Here is a 16,597-nt window from a genome sequence, read left to right as displayed (position 1 = left end):
ATTACGGAGGTGGTGAAATGAGTAAAGAGATTATTAAAAAAGCAGGGGAAATTATTCGTCAGAATACAGCACATAATTCATTGGTAGGTTCAGAGCCTTATTGTGTTCTGGCACTTATTGACAAGGATGGCCATCCTACTGCTTCAACAATTACGGCATCAAAGTCTGATGGAATTAATTGGCTTACATTTTGTACTGGACTTAAAAGCAATAAGGTAAAGCGTATAGAAAACTGTAACCGTGCCAGCTTATGCTTTAATAAGGACGGTGCATATAATATAACTTTAGTGGGAACTATTGAGATTGTAACAGATATAGCTGTGAAGGAGGAAATGTGGTATCCAGGAATGGGACAACATTTTAAGGGTTCCAATGATCTAGAATATTGTGTTCTGCGTTTTAAGACCAATAGATATAATCTTCTAGTTGATTGGCAGGAAGTTGAGGGAGTATTGTGAAGAAAGATAAAGTCTTTAGAATAAATTTAAATGGGGAGATTGTATGAGTTTAATTACTGAAATGACAAAAGATTTAGCTGAAGATATTTCAAATTGGATTTATGAAGAGCCTTATTCCATATATAGCTTAGAAAAGAATCGAGAAACTATTCTTGAGCTTATAAGTGGTGATTATTATGCTTTTATTGATGATAAAAATCAATTGTCTGGTTATTTTTGTTTTGGTAAACCAGCACAAATCCCAACCTATGACTATATATACTCTGAAGAAGCTTTAGATATTGGATTAGGTATGAAGCCGATTTTATGTGGAAATGGACTAGGATATACATTTTTAAACGCCGGAATGGATTTTGCCCAAGAGCAATTTCAAGTTGAAAAATATCGACTGACAGTTGCTTCCTTTAATAAACGTGCTATTAGTTTGTATGAAAAAGCTGGTTTTACCATATTAAAGACTGTTAATCATTCCAGGTCTGGAGATGAATTTTATATAATGGTTAGAGAATAAAGAGATTGAACAGCATTCTTTTTATATTTTAAGAGTACTTTACGCTATCTTGACACCACGGATATGTACTGTTATTATAACAAATAACTGGTATAATATAGAGAATTAAATATATAAGGATAAAATTAAGATTTTTCTCTTATTGATTAGTAAGTTTTCATATTTACATTAAATAAGCTATCTGAAAGTAGAGGAAAATATATTGTATATGGCGGAAATACAGCTAATAAGGTAGATATTAGTATATAAAAAGATGAATTTTAATTTAGTGATAGGTGATATTGATGGATATTTTTTATATGAAAGAAGCTTTAGAAGAAGCTAAAAGAGCTTATAGCGCCTACGAAGTTCCAGTAGGTGCTGTTGTTGTTTATAAAGGAGAAATAATTGGTAGAGGTTATAATCAAAGGGAAACAATAAGTGACCCTACGGCCCATGCAGAAATACTTTCAATTAAAGAAGCAAGCCAATGGCTTCATGCTTGGAGATTACTTGATTGTACCATGTATGTTACCTTAGAGCCTTGTGCCATGTGTGCTGGTGCCATAGTTAATTCCAGAATAGGTAGGTTAGTTATAGGTGCTAGAGATCCTAAAAGAGGATGCTGTGGAACTATAGAGGATTTAACAAATCACCCTAAGTTTAATCATAGGGTAGAAGTTGAATTTGGAGTATTGGAAGATGAGTGCAGTAGTATAATATCTGAATTTTTTAGAGAATTAAGAAGAAATAAATAAAAAAACATTAAGACTTAGTCTTAATGTTTTTTTATTTATGGAGCTGGCGAGAGGAATTGAACCCCCAACCTACTGATTACAAGTCAGTTGCTCTGCCGATTGAGCTACGCCAGCAAACCTATATTTTCGCAGTCTCGCAACTCAAATCTATTTACTCGTTACACTCCTATAGATTTGGTGCTCGTTGCGTTTGACCTACATCAACTCACTGTCGTTCGTTGTGTTAGGTCATAATGGCGACCTGGAAGGGACTCGAACCCTCGACCTCCAGCGTGACAGGCTGGCATTCTAACCAACTGAACTACCAGGCCATTACATATTTTCGCAGTTTCGTAACTCAAATCTATTTACTTGCTATGCTCGTATAGATTTGGTACTCGTTGCGTTTGACCTACATCAACTCACTATCGCTCGTTGTGTTAGGTCATAATGGTGACCCCACCGGGATTCGAACCCGGGTTACCGCCGTGAAAGGGCGATGTCTTAACCGCTTGACCATGGGGCCATATGGATTGCCAAGAGACAACCTTCTTAATATTAACATGGATCATTATATTTGTCAAACATAATTTTATATTTTATTAATTAATTTCTTAAAATGATAATTTATAAAATATTAAACATAATTAACGAAATATTATAACTCTTCTTTTATCCTATAGAAATTTAGAGTTACTTTATGCTATAATGTATAGGAAAACTTTTAATTTAGGAGAGATGTCCGAGAGGCTTATGGTAGCGGTCTCGAAAACCGTTGTGCAAGATGTCTTGTACCGTGGGTTCAAATCCCACTCTCTCCGTTAAATCGCATATATTTTCGAAAAGATGCCTTAAATAATACGTATTATTTAAGGCATCTTTATATTAATCTAGTCTATATTAAATAGCAAATCATAGAAAAAATTAATTTTATTAAAGGTTGTAGCTATGTTAAAATCATATCGTCATTATAATAGAAGAGGGGTGTAAATATTGAAAAAATCCACATGGACAAAATTAATTATTGTTCTTTTATTAGCTGGAATATATTTATTTGTGCCACAGGTTAATTTAGTAGTAAAAGAAGTAGTTGGACTATTTGGGAAAGGCGATGTAGAAGTAATTAAAGATTATATACTTTCCTTTGGTATATGGGCACCTATTATATCATTTTTACTTATGATATTTCAATCAGTAGCAGCACCACTTCCAGCATTTCTAATTACCTTTGCTAATGCAGGATTATTTGGATGGGTTAAGGGAGCCATACTTTCATGGTCATCTGCCATGGCAGGAGCAGTTTTATGTTTCTATATCTCAAAGACATATGGAAGAACTACGGCAGAAAAATTAACATCTAAATTTGCCTTAAGGGAAATAGACAGCTTCTTCGATAAATATGGTAGAAACGCAGTATTAATAGCTAGACTTCTACCATTTATATCCTTCGACATAGTAAGCTATGGAGCAGGATTAACTTCCATGAGCCTATGGTCTTTCTTTTGGGCTACGGGACTTGGACAACTTCCAGCTACTATAATTTATTCCTATGCAGGGGAAAAGCTAACAGGTGGAGCAAAAACATTTGTCACGGGACTACTTATATTATTTGGAGTTAGTGCATTTGCATTTTTATTGAAAAAGCTATGGAACGAAAAGAACAAAGAGAAGTTATAAGAAATTGGGATTGTTGAGACAATCCTTTCTTTTAGTTAAGATGGAAAGGTGTTTTATATGAATATATCAGATAAAGCTATGAAGAAAATAATTGAAGCAGAAGAAAGATGTATTGGATGTAAAGCCTGTATGAAGGGCTGTCCTATGCTTATCAAGTTTTGCGAAAATCCGAAAGACTTGTTAAGGGAATTAAAGGATAAAAAGGAATATGACTACTCTTTACCTTATTCATGTATGTTATGTGGTTATTGCTCCAAGGTATGTCCAAAGAATGTAGATTTAAAGTCTATTTTTATGAGATTAAGAAAAGACATAGTGGAAGAAAATAATGGGAAGGTGCCTAAGGAATTGGGAACTGGAGGGGTGGACATCCATCAGAAACTTAGTTTTTCCTACTTATTTACATCTGATATAGAGAATTTACAAGGAGATACCATATTTTTTCCAGGCTGTGGACTTATTTCCCATAGTCCAAAGATTGTGGAAAATACGTATAGCTATCTTAGAACTAAAATAAATGGTATAGGAATATATACAAAGTGCTGTGGAAAACCTACTGTATTTCTAGGTAAGGATAGGAAGTTTAAAGAATATTACTCCATACTGGAAAAAGAATTTGAAGATAAAAATATAAAAAGAATCATAACTGGATGCCAAAATTGTTTTATGACCATAAAGAATAATAGTAAAGATATAGAGGTGGTTTCTTTATGGGAAGTAATAGCAAAGGAAGGAGTTCCAGAGGATAGAAGGGGTATAGGAACAACTATAAATAAGAAATTTACTATCCATGATCCATGTCCTACTAGAGATATGGATATAATCCATAGTTCTATTAGAGATATATTAAATGAGTTAGGGTTTAGGGTAGAAGAAATGAAATATAACAGGGGAGAAACTCTTTGCTGTGGGGCAGGAGGTCTAGTGCCTACCACTGAAGGTCATATAGCTAAGGCGCATACCATAAGGAGAGCTAATGAGGCATATACAGAATATATAATTGCCTATTGTCAGGAATGTGTAGAGTCTATGAGAAGAGGCGGGAAGAAGTCATATCATATATTGGACTTATTATTTAATGATGATTTTCAAAATATGGAACAAATAAATCAAGGATTAATAAGAAAATGGGTCAATAGATATAATGGAAAGAAAATAGGGAAGTGAAAGCATGAAAGATAAAAAGTCTTTATTAAAAATTCTTATAATAGCAACTATTATAATTATCATAGCAATATTAATTAATAAATTTAATATATTCAAAGGCTATGGACCAAGTGAAATCAAGGACTATATCCAAGGTAAGGGAATAATGGCTCCTATTATATATTTGGTATTATTATCTTCTTTACCACTTCTATTGTTTCCAGATTCTGTATTAGTAATAGCCGGTGGAATGATATTTGGATTATTTTGGGGAACTATACTTACCACTATAGGTTCCTTAATTGGAGCAATTATCTCTTTTTATATCTCCAGATGTTTAGGACAACAAGTAGTTAAGAAAATTATAAAAAGGGATATAGTATTATTTAACAATAAAAATAAAAAATCAGGTTTTTTTCTTACATTAATCCTAAGACTTATACCATTATTCCCATTTAAGGTAGTAAGTTATAGCGCAGGATTATCTGATATAAAATTAAAAGATTTTATCTTGGCTACGACTATTGGTTCTATGCCAGGGATTATAGTATATACAAATCTTGGAGATAAGACTACAGCATTAGGAAGTAAAGATTTTTATATAGCAATTGGATTATTAATAGGATTAATTGTTATTTCATTTATAATGAAAAGATTATTTCAAGGGAAAGGAGAAGGAATAAATGAATAAAAAGTTATTATTGCTTATATTATCAAGTATTTTAATCTTTAACTTAGTTGGATGTGCTAAGAAACCCTCAGTAGATACTATAGATGTATTAGATAGTAGTTGGGAAGATATTTTACAAGAAGCTAAGGGGACCACAGTTACATACTATGGATGGGGTGGAAGCGATACTCATAACTCATGGATTGACGGATATGTGGCAGACACATTAAAGGAAAGATATGATATAACTTTAAAAAGAGTAGGTATGAATATAGATGAAATCCTTAATAATCTTTTAAATGAGAAACAAGTGGAGTCTACTGAAGGAAATATAGATGTTGTATGGATTAATGGAGAAAATTTCTTTACAGCTAAAGAAAATGGTTTATTGTTTGGACCATTTACAGAAGAATTACCAAACTTTAATAAGTATATAGATAAAGATTCTCCAGATGTGAAATACGACTTTGGTTATTCTGTAGATGGCTATGAGGCACCTTATGGAAAGGCACAGTTTGTTATGATTTATGATAGTGAAAAGACAGATAATGTACCTAAGGGACATGAGGAATTACTAGAATGGGCAAAGAATAATCCAGGAAAGTTTACATATCCTGCATTACCCGATTTTACAGGTTCTGCATTTATTAGAAATATAATATCCGATATAGTAGGATATGAACAGTTTATAGATATGGAAGCAGATGAAGAAGTAGTAAGAAAAGCCATAGAGCCGGCAATAGAATATTTAAAGGAATTAAAACCTTATCTTTGGAAAGAAGGAAAAACTTATCCAGCAGAAGTACCACTTTTAAACAATATGTATGCAGATGGAGAAGTATGGATGACTATGGGATATAATCCAAATGAAGCATCTAATAAAATATTAACTGGAGAGTTTAAAGATACTACTAGAACTTTTATATTTGATAAGGGAACCATAGGCAATACAAACTTTTTAGCAATTCCTTTTAACTCACCGAATAAAGCTGGTGCAATGGCTGTTATTGACTTTATTTTAAGTGTTGAAGCACAGGTCTCAAAGTATGATCCTACAGGTAGAGGAGATTTGCCAGTACTAGATAATGATAAACTTAGTGATGAAGAAAAGGCTATGTTCAATGCTATAGAATTAGGTATAGCAACTTTACCACAGGATGAATTAGCAGAACATAGATTACCTGAAATGCCAGCAAAACTAGTACCAATTATTGAAAAGATTTGGATGGAAACAATTCCTGGTGAAGGTGAATAAAAATTGAAAGAACGATTAAAACCTTATATATTACTAATTCCAATTATGGCAGTGATTATTGGAATATTTGCCTTTGGAATATTAATGGGATTTCTTCAGAGTATTGGTATATTCAAGGCAGCTGGTTTAACAGAAATTACATTGAAATACTATAGAGAAGTTCTAGGGAGCAAGAGTTTTATTGACTCCTTAGAATTTAGTCTTTATATAGCTTTAGTATCTTCTATTATATCTATAGTTTTAGGCGTACTACTTGCATATTCAATTTATAAATCTAAAATTAGAACTGGTATGGAAAGAATATTTAATATACCTATAGTAGTTCCTCATATGGTTTCTGCCCTTCTGATGTATAATATATTGGCTCAATCTGGGACTTTTCCAAGAATACTCCATAGCTTTGGACTAATTAAAGAACAAGCAAGTTTTCCTTCTCTTTTATATGGGAAAAATGGAGTAGGTATTATACTATCCTATATGTGGAAGGAAATTCCCTTTATTGCCATGACTACTTATGCCATATTAGGAAATATTAGCAATAAATTATCAGATGTTGCACGAAACTTAGGGGCAAACAATAGACAAGTCTTTAGACATATTTTACTTCCCCTTATTGGACCTACTGTTTTTTCTTCCTTTATAATAATATTTGCATTTTCCTTTGGAGCCTATGAAGTACCATTGTTACTAGGACCTACATCCCCTCAAACTTTACCTATTAAGGCCTTTATAGAATATAGCAATCCTAGCTTAATAAATAGACCCTATGCTATGGTAATAAACATGATACTGACTTTTATATCTATAGTTTTAGTATGGCTTTACAATAAGGCATTTTCATTGATGACAAAATATAAATGGTGATTTTATGAATAAGAACAATTTATTATTTAGATTTATTACATATTTGTTTATGGCTTTTTTAATACTTCCATTAATAGTTATAATTATATGGAGTTTTACAAAAATATGGCCTTGGCCTCTAATATTTCCAAAGGAATTTGGTTTAAGGGGATGGGAGTATTTTTTAGACCCTAAGAATAATTCTTTAGGGGTTTTATTATATAGTATTACTTTATCTACAGTAGTGACTATAATTACGCTAATCATAAGTATTCCAGCTGGAAAAGCCTTAGGAATATATGAATTTAAGGGGAAAAAGTTAATAGAAATCTTAATCTTCGCACCTATTATAGTACCTACTGTTGCAGTAGCCATGGGTGTACATATTACATTTTTAAAATTGGGACTTGCCAATACATTTTTAGGTGTAGTCTTGATTCATCTACCACCCTGTATTCCCTATGGAGTAAGAATACTTAAAAATGTCTTTGAAATAATAGGAGAATCTCTAGAGTTACAAGCAAAAGTTTTAGGTGCAAACTCCTTTCAGACCTTCATAAATATTACTTTACCTCTCATTGCCCCTGGCATAGTATCTGCTGGAACTATGGTATTTATAGTTTCCTTTAGTCAATACTTTCTTAATCTTTTAATAGGTGGGGGAAGGGTAATTACATTTTCCATGATTATGTTTCCCTTTGTAAAAAGTGGTGACAGGATGTTAGGCTCAGTATACAGTATTGTATTTATCTTAACTACCATGGTATTCTTAGGATTAATGGAAATTTTGATAAAGAAATATTATAAATCTAGTGGTTTTTATTAAAGGAGTAGAATTATGATTGAACTTAAAAATATATATAAAGGTTTCAGTGGGAAAAAGGTATTGAATAATATATCTTTAGTCATAGAAGAGGGAGAATTAGTATCGTTACTTGGACCATCAGGATGTGGAAAGACTACATCCTTAAAGATTATTGGGGGACTTCTTCCTCCAGATGAGGGAGATATATTAATAGATGGAAAAACTGTATTAAATGTTCCAGTGGAAAAAAGAGGAATAGTTATAGTATTTCAAGATTATCTTTTATTTCCACATCTAAATATAGAAGAAAACATAGGATTTGGGCTTAAAATGAGAAAGGTTCCTAAAAAGGATATAAAGATCCAAGTGAAAAAGATGTTAGACTTAGTTAAGTTAAAGGGATATAATAAAAAGTACCCTAATGAAATCTCAGGAGGAGAACAGCAAAGAGTTGCATTAGCTAGAGCTTTAGCCATTGATCCAAGGGTGCTTTTATTAGATGAACCATTTTCCAATTTAGATACAAAGCTAAGGGAAGAAATGCGAGAACTTACAAAGAGTATACAAAAAAAATTAAATATAACGACTATTTTAGTGACCCATGATAAGGAAGAAGCATTAATGACTTCAGACAAAATAGCCATAATGTTAAAGGGTGAAATTAAACAATTTGGAACTCCAGAGGAATTATATGAAAGCCCAAATTCTATGGAAGTGGCAGACTTCATGGGTGATAAGAATTATATTAGTGGCTCAGTGATAAATAACAGATTTATAGGTAATACATTAAACTTTCCTATTAATATGGAAGATATGGAGAATGTAATTGTAATGGTAAAGCCAGAGGATATAAGAATATGCCCACAAGAAACTAAAACATTATCTGGTATAATAAGATCTAAAAAGTATGGTGGAGAGAGGATTTACTATACTGTTTCCATAGATAAAGATATGCTAAAGGTAGTATCCAATGCTTCTCCCACATATGAAGTTGAAGATAAAGTATCTATAGACATAAACCTTGAAGGTATAAGGCTATTTAAGGATGAGGATAGATGATATCTATAATAATACCTGTATTAAATGAAGAAAAGACTATAGGAAAAAATTTAGAACGACTTGCGAAGATAAGAGGACAAAAAGAAATAATCGTAGTAGATGGAGGCAGTATAGATAGTACAGTAGAAATTGCAAATAAATATGCTAGAGTTATAAAGAGTGAAAAGGGAAGAGGAAGACAGATGAATGCTGGAGCTAAAGCTTCCAAGGGAAATATTCTATGGTTTGTTCATTCTGACTCTATATTAGATGAAGATAGCCTAGCAAAAATAGAAAAAACAATAGAAAATGGTTATATAGGAGGATGTTTCAAACTTTATTTCTATGATTTAGATACTAAATTCATGAGATTTGTGTCAAATTCCTCAAATAAAAGAGCAAAACATTTTAAACTAATTTTTGGAGATCAAGGTATATTTATGAAAAGAGATATTTTCGAAAATTTAGGTGGATATAAGGACATGGAGCTAATGGAGGACTGGGAATTTTCTAGAAGGATTCATAGATTAGGAAAGATGAAGGTATTAGATAAAAGAATAGGCACTTCAGGAAGACGATTTGAAAAAGGTGGACAAGTAAAGACATTATTGAAAATGCATAAAATAAAACTGCTATATATATTAGGTATGTCACCAGATAAATTAGCAAGGATATACAAAGAGGTGAGGTAATGAATGCTTTAATACTTATGACAAGAGTTCCTCTGCCTGGAATGACCAAAACCAGATTAATGGACATAATGACAGGAGAAGAGTGTGCTAATTTACATATGGAATTTCTGAAGGATTTATTTAATACTTTTAAAGCTTTAAAAGAAGATATAGACATATATATTACCTATACTCCAGAATATTCTCTAGGAGTAATAGGCAATATAATTCCTAATTTTACCAAAACCTTTCCTCAAAGGGGAGAAGATCTAGGAAGTAAAATGTATAATGGAATTTCTCATGTATTAAATTTAGGATATGAAAAGGTAGTTTTAATAGGTTCAGATATACCTCATATTAGTTCTTCTGATATATTTTATTCCTTTGAAATATTAGATAAAAATCATATAGTCCTGGGACCTTCCTATGATGGTGGATATTATTTGATTGGTATGAAAACACCAAATAAGGGAATATTTCATATAAACAAAAAGTGGGGTGGAAAATCAGTCCTTGAATCTACTGTAGATATTATTAATAGTCAAGGATTAACTGTAGATTTTGCACCAAAATATATGGATATTGATACTAAGGAAGATTTATTTTTATTCATGGATATGTATAAAAACAATGAAAATCCAATAGCTTCAAATACCATAGAATTTGTAAGAAGATGGAGTGGTAAATATGATAAGAAACAAATTAATAGGACAAATCAAACAATATATTGATATAAATAGAAAGACTATTTTGAGAGAGCTTAATTTAGGAGAAGATGCGGAAGTTAAGTTTCTGGCTCAAGGTGAATATAATATTAACTTTACAATAGATTCATTTGATAATAAATATGTATTTAGGGTAAATACTGGAAGTCAGCTACAGCTAGATAATCAAATAGGATATGAATTTAATTCCTTAAAATATTTAGAGAAATCTTCTGTAACTCCAAAGGTATTCTTTGTAGATGGATCAAAGATGTTCTTTGACTATGGAATACTTATCATGGAGTTTTTAGAAGGATATCCTCTCGACTATGGTAGAGACTTACAAGAGTCAGCAAATATATTCTCTAAAATTCACTCCTTGGATATAAATAAAGGTAATCATTTTGTTGTGGAGGAAAATATATTTAGCCATAGAATAGCTGAAGGAGAAAGGCTCCTAGAGAATGTATGGCATAGTGATGTAGTAGATAAAGATATTAAATTATTTTTCCATAAGTTCTTAGATTGGGCAAAGGTAAATAGAAGTAAAGAGAAATATTTCATAGATGAGCCTTGGCATGTAATAAATAATACAGAGGTTAATTCCCACAATTTCATCATAGGAGAAAATGCATATTTAATTGACTGGGAAAAACCAGTTATAAGTGATCCAGCTCAAGATTTAACTCAATTTCTTTCCCCTACTACTACATTATGGAAAACAGATTATATACTAAGCAGTGATGAAAAAGAAGAGTTTTTTAAAGAATATATAAATGGACTAAGTTGTAAGGACAAAAATATAAGAGAAAGAGTAAATCTTTATACTCCATATCTATATTTAAGAGCATTAGGGTGGTGTGCCCATGCATTTGTAGAATATCATGACCCCAATAAGGAAATAAAAAACATGGACACATTTAAGAAGATAAAGGAATACTTGGATATGGATTTTATGGAAGGCTTATTGAGGGATTATATGTAATAAAACACAAGGGTAAAATCCCTTGTGTTTTTTAAAGTTTAAAATCTATATTAAATATTTCTTCCTTTCACCCCAAATTTCAATTCCCTCTAACAGAGTTCCACTTTCGTTATATCGTGGAAAGCCTACAGTAAGGGCAGAGTCTAAGTGGATATGGGACTCTATGAAAGGTGGTGATACTAAATTACCATTGGCATTTATTTCCTTAATACCTTTAGCCTCAATACCTTTATTAATTTCCTTAAACTTATCGTTTTCAATACCAATATCAACTAAACTATCTGCACCTCTTAGTTTAGCATTTCTAATAATTAATTCCATGAAATTCTCCTTTCATAAAATTGATATTATAGTATATAAATTATATTTACCCATCTAATGACTAAACATTCTTCCAAGCCTCAAAAATTAACTCATTAAACAGTTCTACATTCTTTATCACTGTAGGTATATTTACTATATTTTCCTTTTCACTATTCTCATCTACTCTTAAAAATCCAGTTTCCAAATCCTTTACAGTGGAAACTATAGGTTTAGGATTTTCATTAAATAATTCAGGATTAGTTATATATACAGCTGCAACTATATCCCAATTGAAAAATCCCTCTGTATTAAATAAAGCTCTAAAATGTTCAAACCACCCATAGGAATGTTCTCTAATGTAGATATAGGACGGTATATCTTTATTATCCATCAATCTTTCATATTCTTCTTTTTTGAACTCCGCCTGTAGACAGATATGACCTGTCATCGTAGTGACTTTTGCACCAGAGTGCAGAACATTGTGACTTGCTTCACTATCAACGGAGAAGTTTAACTCATTTAAGTTTTTACAATTGATGATCAAGGGCTCAGTCAACCCTCCCATAAGTACAATTTTTTTAACCTTTTTATAGAAATCACTATCAAGAAGATAAGCACCATATAGATTAGATAGAGAACCTGTTGCCAATATAGTAATTTCATTAGGGTACTTATTGACCATATCTACAAGAAATCTAGCCGCTTCACTTCTTCTATCATAGTCCTGTGCCGCTCCCTTCTTTAAGGGGATATTTGTAATATTTAGATCTCTAAACAATTTAGTTGTAGTTGTAAATACGTCCTCTATATTGCTGTTGCCAAAAGTAGTGGTTACTCCAAGCAAATCTATATTATTATTACCTATTAAATACATAAGAGTTAAACCATCGTCCACATCTTTGTTTGGTAATCCCATAGTATTATCACAATCAAAAATCACTTTAATCAAAATTAATACCTCCTAGCCATGTGATTTTAATCTACTTCAAATTATATACTAACATAATCAATAATTTTATGTTAAAACATAATGTGTTGGAAGGTAGAAATCTCGCCAATTTGAACTATCCCATTCAGCAATAATTTTATAAAAGGCGAGAAAGTTAAATGATAATTGAGCATTCTGGGAAAGCTATAATTCTTTATATTACGGATTCCATGAAGGCTATGTAGATATAGATTCTATCTGAAACAATATCAAGGTTATTTCAAATTAAGGATGTTATTAAAAAAAACAATAATAATTTAATTGCTATTATTTTTTTTAATAACTCTTCAACATCTTATGTTGATAGATTATTATATTTATACAGTGTGATATTATTGACAATATTCGACAACTTTGGATGAATATGAAGGGATGGTGATTATGGATAAGAGAAAAAATAAATTTGTATTTATTACAAGGATATTGATTGTTGTTTTATTTATATCTTTCTGGGAAATTGCCGCTAGATTTAAGCTTTATAATGCTTTTTTTACAAGCTATCCAAGTGAGATTGTTTTAGATTTAAAACAATTTTTTTTGAGTGGAGATTTAGTAAAACATACGTCTATAACCTTGCGAGAGGCCCTTGCCGGATTGTTCTATGGTACTATTATAGGAATCTTTATTGGACTATTATTTGGACAAGTACAATCATTAGGTAAGATTTTCTTACCTATAATTACAGCTATTCATGGTGTACCTCAGCTCACACTAGCACCGGTATATATACTATGGTTTGGACTAGGTTTAACATCAAAGATATTTCTTGCAGCATTAATGGTCTTTTTCAATGTTTTTTTCTCTACCTATGCAGGTATTCAAAATGTAGAACCTAAGCTCATTGAATCAGCAAATTTGTTAGGTGCGGGAACAATACAAACCTTGTACCATGTAGTATTGCCATCTAGTATGCCTTGGATAATAGCGGGTATTCGTAATGGTGTAGGGGCTTCTTTAATTGGTGCAATTATAGGAGAGTTTATGGGAGCTTCGGCTGGATTTGGATGGATGATTGCTTATGCCTCATCATATTTTAAGATAGCTCGTGTTATGTCCTGTATTTTTATTTTATTAATGGTAGGTATTATTCTTAATTTTATTCTCGATAAAATTGAGGCATATTTATTGCGTTGGAGAGCAGCTACAAGATTATCTCTACAGCATGAAAAAAATATATAGAATCTAATAAAATGGGGAGGAAAAAATGAAAAAATCAATAATTATTGTACTTATGATCTGTCTAATTGCCGGAATATTTACCGGATGTACATCAAAGGAGGTTTCTAAGGATTCAGAGTTTACAAAAATTGTAATATCAGAAATGAGAGGAGAGTCTTGGATTCCTGTATATGCAGCTGAAATGTTAGGTTACTTTAAGGAAGAAGGATTAGATACTGAGTGGGTTGTTTTTAAGGATGGTCCAATAGCTTTCCAAGGGATGCATGCAGGAGATTCACAATTTTGTATGCTATCCACTGAACCGGTACTTCGTGCTTCTGAAGAGGGATTAGAGTCTAAGATAGTTATTTCAACAGTAAAGAATAAGCAATATATTTTTGCCGGAAATTCCGAAATCACAAGTGTTGAACAACTAAAAGGAAAGGCAATTTTTGCTGGAATGCCGGGCTCTGCCCCTTATTCATTTGTTCTTTCTGCCTTGGAAGAAGCCGGACTTTCTGAGAATGATGTTGAGTGGATAAATATGGAGTACGGAGCTGCTTTGGCTGCGCTTGAGCAAGGAAGTATCTCAGCATCATTTTTTGATGGAATCCATATTAATGAACTTAAAAATCTAAACGCTAATATTTTAATTAATACATCTGATCCTGCACAGCATGAGGCACTTTATGGATCTAAATATTATGAATCTCAAATGGTTACAGTCACTAAGGAATTTGCAGAGAAAAATCCTGAAACAGTTCAAAAATTTGTAAATGCTGTTATAAAAGCTATGGCTTGGCAATCAGAGCATACTGATGAGGAACTTGCAAAATTAGTTTCTCCTATGTTTGAAGACAGAGATTTAGTTGAAATTGTCGGTATATTAAGAGGAGCACTTTCTAACGATGGCTTCTTCTCCGAAGAAGGCTATAATGCAATCGAAGATTTTTGCTTAGAACAGGGAATTATTAAAAATCCTATTGGATATGAAAATATTATTGATATGTCTTATGTAAATAATGCAAGAAAGGCATTGGGGAAATAGGATTTAATCAAGTTAGGGAGATAAATATGTCATATATTGTTTTTGAAAACATAGAAAAATATTATGGTGAGAACCATGTCCTTAAAAACACCAATCTTTCAATTCCCCAGGGAGAATTTGTTACATTATTAGGTTCTTCTGGCTGTGGGAAAAGTACACTTCTTAGATGTCTTGCAGGATTAGAAGTGGTAACCAGTGGAAGGATATTTTTAGATGGAGAAGATATTACTTTTTTGAATCCAAAGGATAGAAATATCGGAATGATATTTCAACAATATAGTCTTTTTCCTAATATGAATGTATATAATAATATTTCATTTGGTCTTAGGATGAAGAAGGCTAAAAAAGATACTATTGATGATCTTGTGAAGAATACTTTAAAAATGGTTAATCTTCAAGGCTATGAAAAGAGATATCCTTATCAGCTTTCTGGGGGCGAGCAGCAGAGAGTAGCATTGGCAAGATGTATTGTGACTAAACCTAAGGTTTTGCTATTAGATGAACCTTTGAGTGCAATAGATGCAAAGCTTCGTAAATCTCTACAATCCAGAATAAAGGAAATACACAAGGAGCTTAATATGACTTCGATATTTGTTACCCATGACCAAGATGAGGCAATGACTATGTCAGATACAATTCATATAATGAAAGATGGGATTATAGAGCAATCAGGAAATCCTTTTGAAATATACAGCAATCCAAAAACTATTTTCACAGCAGCCTTTGTTGGCAATTACAATATATTGGAAAGTGAGCAATTCTCCAAGCTGACAAGTCAAGAATATTCAGCTCATCCAAGAATTGTAATTAGACCTGAGACTATTGAGATATCTCCTATTGAATTAGAAGAATCTAAAGAATCGTATATCATTTCTGGCAAAATTATTGATATACTGCCTCAAGGTAATATTATAAGATACACAGTTGATATTAATTCTATTTCATTAAAGGTAGATGTGTTGTTTAATGATTTGAATCTTTATATTTTGGGGCAAAGAGTGTATTTGAAATTAAAGAAAAATCATTGTATTGGTCTATAACTATTAAATAGTTAAGGAGGATGACAATTGAAAAGAAATAAGAAGATAATATTAATTTGTCATTGTATCATTAATTCTAATTCTAAGGTGGAAGGACTTAGCCAGTATAAGGGAACTTTTAAGGAATTTATAGATATTCTTGGGGAGAAAGGCATAGGTATTATTCAACTTCCATGTCCAGAAATGATTGTATATGGAATAAAAAGATGGGGCCATGTAAAGGAGCAATTTGATACTTTGTTTTATAGGGAACAATGTAAAGAAATGCTTAGACCCATAGTCCAGCAGACTAAAAGCTATATAAATGCAGGCTATGAAATCCTAGGAGTTGTAGGGATAGATGGCAGCCCAAGCTGTGGAGTTGATTATACCTGTTCCGGAGATTTTAGAGGAGAGATTTCAAACAACGATGAACTGGAAAATATCCTTGGAACTTTAAAGGAAGTTAAAGGCTCAGGTGTGTTCATAGAAGAACTAAGAGATTATCTGAAGGAAGTCGGAATAGAAATACCTTTTACAGCTATTAATGAAAATGATGTATATAGTTCTTTAGATAAAATAAGAGAATTTATAAACTAGAA

The 16,597-nt window shown here is 31.9% G+C and carries 19 protein-coding genes and 4 tRNA genes; 18 read left to right on the top strand and 5 right to left on the bottom strand.

Annotated elements, in window-relative coordinates:
- Positions 1 to 17: 17 nt before the first annotated feature.
- From RBU61_RS17155 to tadA, 3 genes are all read left to right on the top strand, one after another.
- Complete coding sequence (locus tag RBU61_RS17155) at positions 18 to 458, top strand: pyridoxamine 5'-phosphate oxidase family protein (RefSeq protein ID WP_308876870.1); 441 nt, start codon at positions 18 to 20, stop codon at positions 456 to 458.
- 43 nt (positions 459 to 501) lie between these two features.
- A complete protein-coding gene (locus RBU61_RS17150; protein WP_308876869.1) occupies positions 502 to 969 on the top strand; it encodes a GNAT family protein in 468 nt (155 codons plus the stop codon).
- Between the two features lie 284 nt (positions 970 to 1,253).
- Positions 1,254 to 1,706: a tRNA adenosine(34) deaminase TadA gene (gene tadA / locus RBU61_RS17145; protein WP_308876868.1), complete on the top strand. Its 453-nt coding sequence runs from the start codon at positions 1,254 to 1,256 to the stop codon at positions 1,704 to 1,706.
- 38 nt (positions 1,707 to 1,744) lie between these two features.
- Here tadA and RBU61_RS17140 read toward each other — a convergent pair.
- From RBU61_RS17140 to RBU61_RS17130, 3 genes are all read right to left on the bottom strand, one after another.
- Positions 1,745 to 1,820: transfer RNA gene (locus RBU61_RS17140), tRNA-Thr, on the bottom strand.
- Between the two features lie 120 nt (positions 1,821 to 1,940).
- A tRNA-Asp gene (locus RBU61_RS17135) sits at positions 1,941 to 2,017 on the bottom strand.
- A 119-nt stretch (positions 2,018 to 2,136) separates the two neighbouring features.
- A tRNA-Glu gene (locus tag RBU61_RS17130) sits at positions 2,137 to 2,211 on the bottom strand.
- A 206-nt stretch (positions 2,212 to 2,417) separates the two neighbouring features.
- On the opposite strand from RBU61_RS17130, the gene RBU61_RS17125 reads away from it, so the two are divergent.
- The 11 genes from RBU61_RS17125 (at position 2,418) to RBU61_RS17075 (ending at position 11,479) form a co-directional block, all read left to right on the top strand.
- Positions 2,418 to 2,506 (top strand) — tRNA-Ser (locus RBU61_RS17125).
- Between the two features lie 172 nt (positions 2,507 to 2,678).
- Positions 2,679 to 3,362 (top strand): TVP38/TMEM64 family protein, encoded by a 684-nt coding sequence (locus RBU61_RS17120; protein WP_308876867.1) that lies wholly within the window; start codon positions 2,679 to 2,681, stop codon positions 3,360 to 3,362.
- A 57-nt stretch (positions 3,363 to 3,419) separates the two neighbouring features.
- On the top strand, positions 3,420 to 4,529 hold the full coding sequence (locus RBU61_RS17115) for a (Fe-S)-binding protein (protein ID WP_308876866.1): 1,110 nt from the start codon (positions 3,420 to 3,422) through the stop codon (positions 4,527 to 4,529).
- Positions 4,530 to 4,533: 4 nt separating this feature from the next.
- Entirely contained in the window at positions 4,534 to 5,199 is a 666-nt protein-coding gene (locus RBU61_RS17110; RefSeq protein WP_308876865.1) for a TVP38/TMEM64 family protein, read from the top strand.
- Positions 5,192 to 6,433, top strand: a complete 1,242-nt coding sequence (locus RBU61_RS17105) for an ABC transporter substrate-binding protein (RefSeq protein ID WP_308876864.1) — start codon at positions 5,192 to 5,194, stop codon at positions 6,431 to 6,433. Before RBU61_RS17110 ends, RBU61_RS17105 begins: the two co-directional genes overlap by 8 nt.
- A 3-nt stretch (positions 6,434 to 6,436) precedes the next feature.
- Positions 6,437 to 7,297 (top strand): ABC transporter permease subunit, encoded by an 861-nt coding sequence (locus RBU61_RS17100; RefSeq protein WP_308876863.1) that lies wholly within the window; start codon positions 6,437 to 6,439, stop codon positions 7,295 to 7,297.
- A 4-nt stretch (positions 7,298 to 7,301) separates the two neighbouring features.
- A complete protein-coding gene (locus tag RBU61_RS17095) occupies positions 7,302 to 8,102 on the top strand; it encodes an ABC transporter permease subunit (protein WP_308876862.1) in 801 nt (266 codons plus the stop codon).
- Between the two features lie 12 nt (positions 8,103 to 8,114).
- Complete coding sequence (locus tag RBU61_RS17090) at positions 8,115 to 9,140, top strand: ABC transporter ATP-binding protein (protein ID WP_308876861.1); 1,026 nt, start codon at positions 8,115 to 8,117, stop codon at positions 9,138 to 9,140.
- Positions 9,137 to 9,811: a TIGR04283 family arsenosugar biosynthesis glycosyltransferase gene (locus tag RBU61_RS17085; protein WP_308876859.1), complete on the top strand. Its 675-nt coding sequence runs from the start codon at positions 9,137 to 9,139 to the stop codon at positions 9,809 to 9,811. Before RBU61_RS17090 ends, RBU61_RS17085 begins: the two co-directional genes overlap by 4 nt.
- Positions 9,811 to 10,521, top strand: coding sequence for a TIGR04282 family arsenosugar biosynthesis glycosyltransferase (locus tag RBU61_RS17080; RefSeq protein ID WP_308876858.1), 711 nt, complete (start codon positions 9,811 to 9,813; stop codon positions 10,519 to 10,521). The genes RBU61_RS17085 and RBU61_RS17080 overlap by 1 nt, the downstream gene beginning before the upstream one ends.
- Positions 10,478 to 11,479, top strand: coding sequence for a phosphotransferase (locus RBU61_RS17075; RefSeq protein ID WP_308876857.1), 1,002 nt, complete (start codon positions 10,478 to 10,480; stop codon positions 11,477 to 11,479). Before RBU61_RS17080 ends, RBU61_RS17075 begins: the two co-directional genes overlap by 44 nt.
- A gap of 45 nt (positions 11,480 to 11,524) precedes the next feature.
- Here the strand turns inward: RBU61_RS17075 and RBU61_RS17070 are convergent, their stop codons facing one another.
- The gene (locus tag RBU61_RS17070) at positions 11,525 to 11,800 is read right to left on the bottom strand and encodes a hypothetical protein (protein WP_308876856.1); all 276 of its coding nucleotides are present in this window, start codon (positions 11,798 to 11,800) and stop codon (positions 11,525 to 11,527) included.
- Positions 11,801 to 11,861: 61 nt separating this feature from the next.
- The gene (locus RBU61_RS17065) at positions 11,862 to 12,722 is read right to left on the bottom strand and encodes a nucleoside hydrolase (protein ID WP_308879839.1); all 861 of its coding nucleotides are present in this window, start codon (positions 12,720 to 12,722) and stop codon (positions 11,862 to 11,864) included.
- Positions 12,723 to 13,151: 429 nt separating this feature from the next.
- On the opposite strand from RBU61_RS17065, the gene RBU61_RS17060 reads away from it, so the two are divergent.
- The 4 genes from RBU61_RS17060 to RBU61_RS17045 are packed head-to-tail and all read left to right on the top strand — an operon-like array spanning position 13,152 to position 16,595.
- Positions 13,152 to 13,949: an ABC transporter permease gene (locus RBU61_RS17060; RefSeq protein WP_308876855.1), complete on the top strand. Its 798-nt coding sequence runs from the start codon at positions 13,152 to 13,154 to the stop codon at positions 13,947 to 13,949.
- A 25-nt stretch (positions 13,950 to 13,974) separates the two neighbouring features.
- On the top strand, positions 13,975 to 14,976 hold the full coding sequence (locus RBU61_RS17055; RefSeq protein WP_308876854.1) for an ABC transporter substrate-binding protein: 1,002 nt from the start codon (positions 13,975 to 13,977) through the stop codon (positions 14,974 to 14,976).
- A 26-nt stretch (positions 14,977 to 15,002) separates the two neighbouring features.
- Entirely contained in the window at positions 15,003 to 16,016 is a 1,014-nt protein-coding gene (locus RBU61_RS17050; RefSeq protein WP_308876853.1) for an ABC transporter ATP-binding protein, read from the top strand.
- Positions 16,017 to 16,043: 27 nt separating this feature from the next.
- The gene (locus tag RBU61_RS17045; RefSeq protein WP_308876852.1) at positions 16,044 to 16,595 is read left to right on the top strand and encodes a CD3072 family TudS-related putative desulfidase; all 552 of its coding nucleotides are present in this window, start codon (positions 16,044 to 16,046) and stop codon (positions 16,593 to 16,595) included.
- Positions 16,596 to 16,597 lie beyond the last annotated feature (2 nt).

This window comes from Tissierella sp. MB52-C2 (genome assembly GCF_030931715.1).
Taxonomy (GTDB): Bacteria; Bacillota; Clostridia; order Tissierellales; family Tissierellaceae; genus Tissierella.
The sequence above is the reverse complement of the archived record's forward strand: the minus strand, read 5'-3'. Positions and strand labels throughout refer to the sequence as shown.

Coding starts and splice junctions, on each gene's coding strand:
- RBU61_RS17055 (WP_308876854.1), top strand. CDS start 13,975: ATGAAAAAATCAATAATTATTGTACTTATGATCTGTCTAATTGCCGGA.
- RBU61_RS17050 (WP_308876853.1), top strand. CDS start 15,003: ATGTCATATATTGTTTTTGAAAACATAGAAAAATATTATGGTGAGAAC.
- RBU61_RS17060 (WP_308876855.1), top strand. CDS start 13,152: ATGGATAAGAGAAAAAATAAATTTGTATTTATTACAAGGATATTGATT.
- RBU61_RS17110 (WP_308876865.1), top strand. CDS start 4,534: ATGAAAGATAAAAAGTCTTTATTAAAAATTCTTATAATAGCAACTATT.
- RBU61_RS17150 (WP_308876869.1), top strand. CDS start 502: ATGAGTTTAATTACTGAAATGACAAAAGATTTAGCTGAAGATATTTCA.
- RBU61_RS17095 (WP_308876862.1), top strand. CDS start 7,302: ATGAATAAGAACAATTTATTATTTAGATTTATTACATATTTGTTTATG.
- RBU61_RS17155 (WP_308876870.1), top strand. CDS start 18: ATGAGTAAAGAGATTATTAAAAAAGCAGGGGAAATTATTCGTCAGAAT.
- RBU61_RS17070 (WP_308876856.1), bottom strand. CDS start 11,800: ATGGAATTAATTATTAGAAATGCTAAACTAAGAGGTGCAGATAGTTTA.
- RBU61_RS17075 (WP_308876857.1), top strand. CDS start 10,478: ATGATAAGAAACAAATTAATAGGACAAATCAAACAATATATTGATATA.
- RBU61_RS17090 (WP_308876861.1), top strand. CDS start 8,115: ATGATTGAACTTAAAAATATATATAAAGGTTTCAGTGGGAAAAAGGTA.
- tadA (WP_308876868.1), top strand. CDS start 1,254: ATGGATATTTTTTATATGAAAGAAGCTTTAGAAGAAGCTAAAAGAGCT.
- RBU61_RS17080 (WP_308876858.1), top strand. CDS start 9,811: ATGAATGCTTTAATACTTATGACAAGAGTTCCTCTGCCTGGAATGACC.
- RBU61_RS17085 (WP_308876859.1), top strand. CDS start 9,137: ATGATATCTATAATAATACCTGTATTAAATGAAGAAAAGACTATAGGA.
- RBU61_RS17105 (WP_308876864.1), top strand. CDS start 5,192: ATGAATAAAAAGTTATTATTGCTTATATTATCAAGTATTTTAATCTTT.
- RBU61_RS17115 (WP_308876866.1), top strand. CDS start 3,420: ATGAATATATCAGATAAAGCTATGAAGAAAATAATTGAAGCAGAAGAA.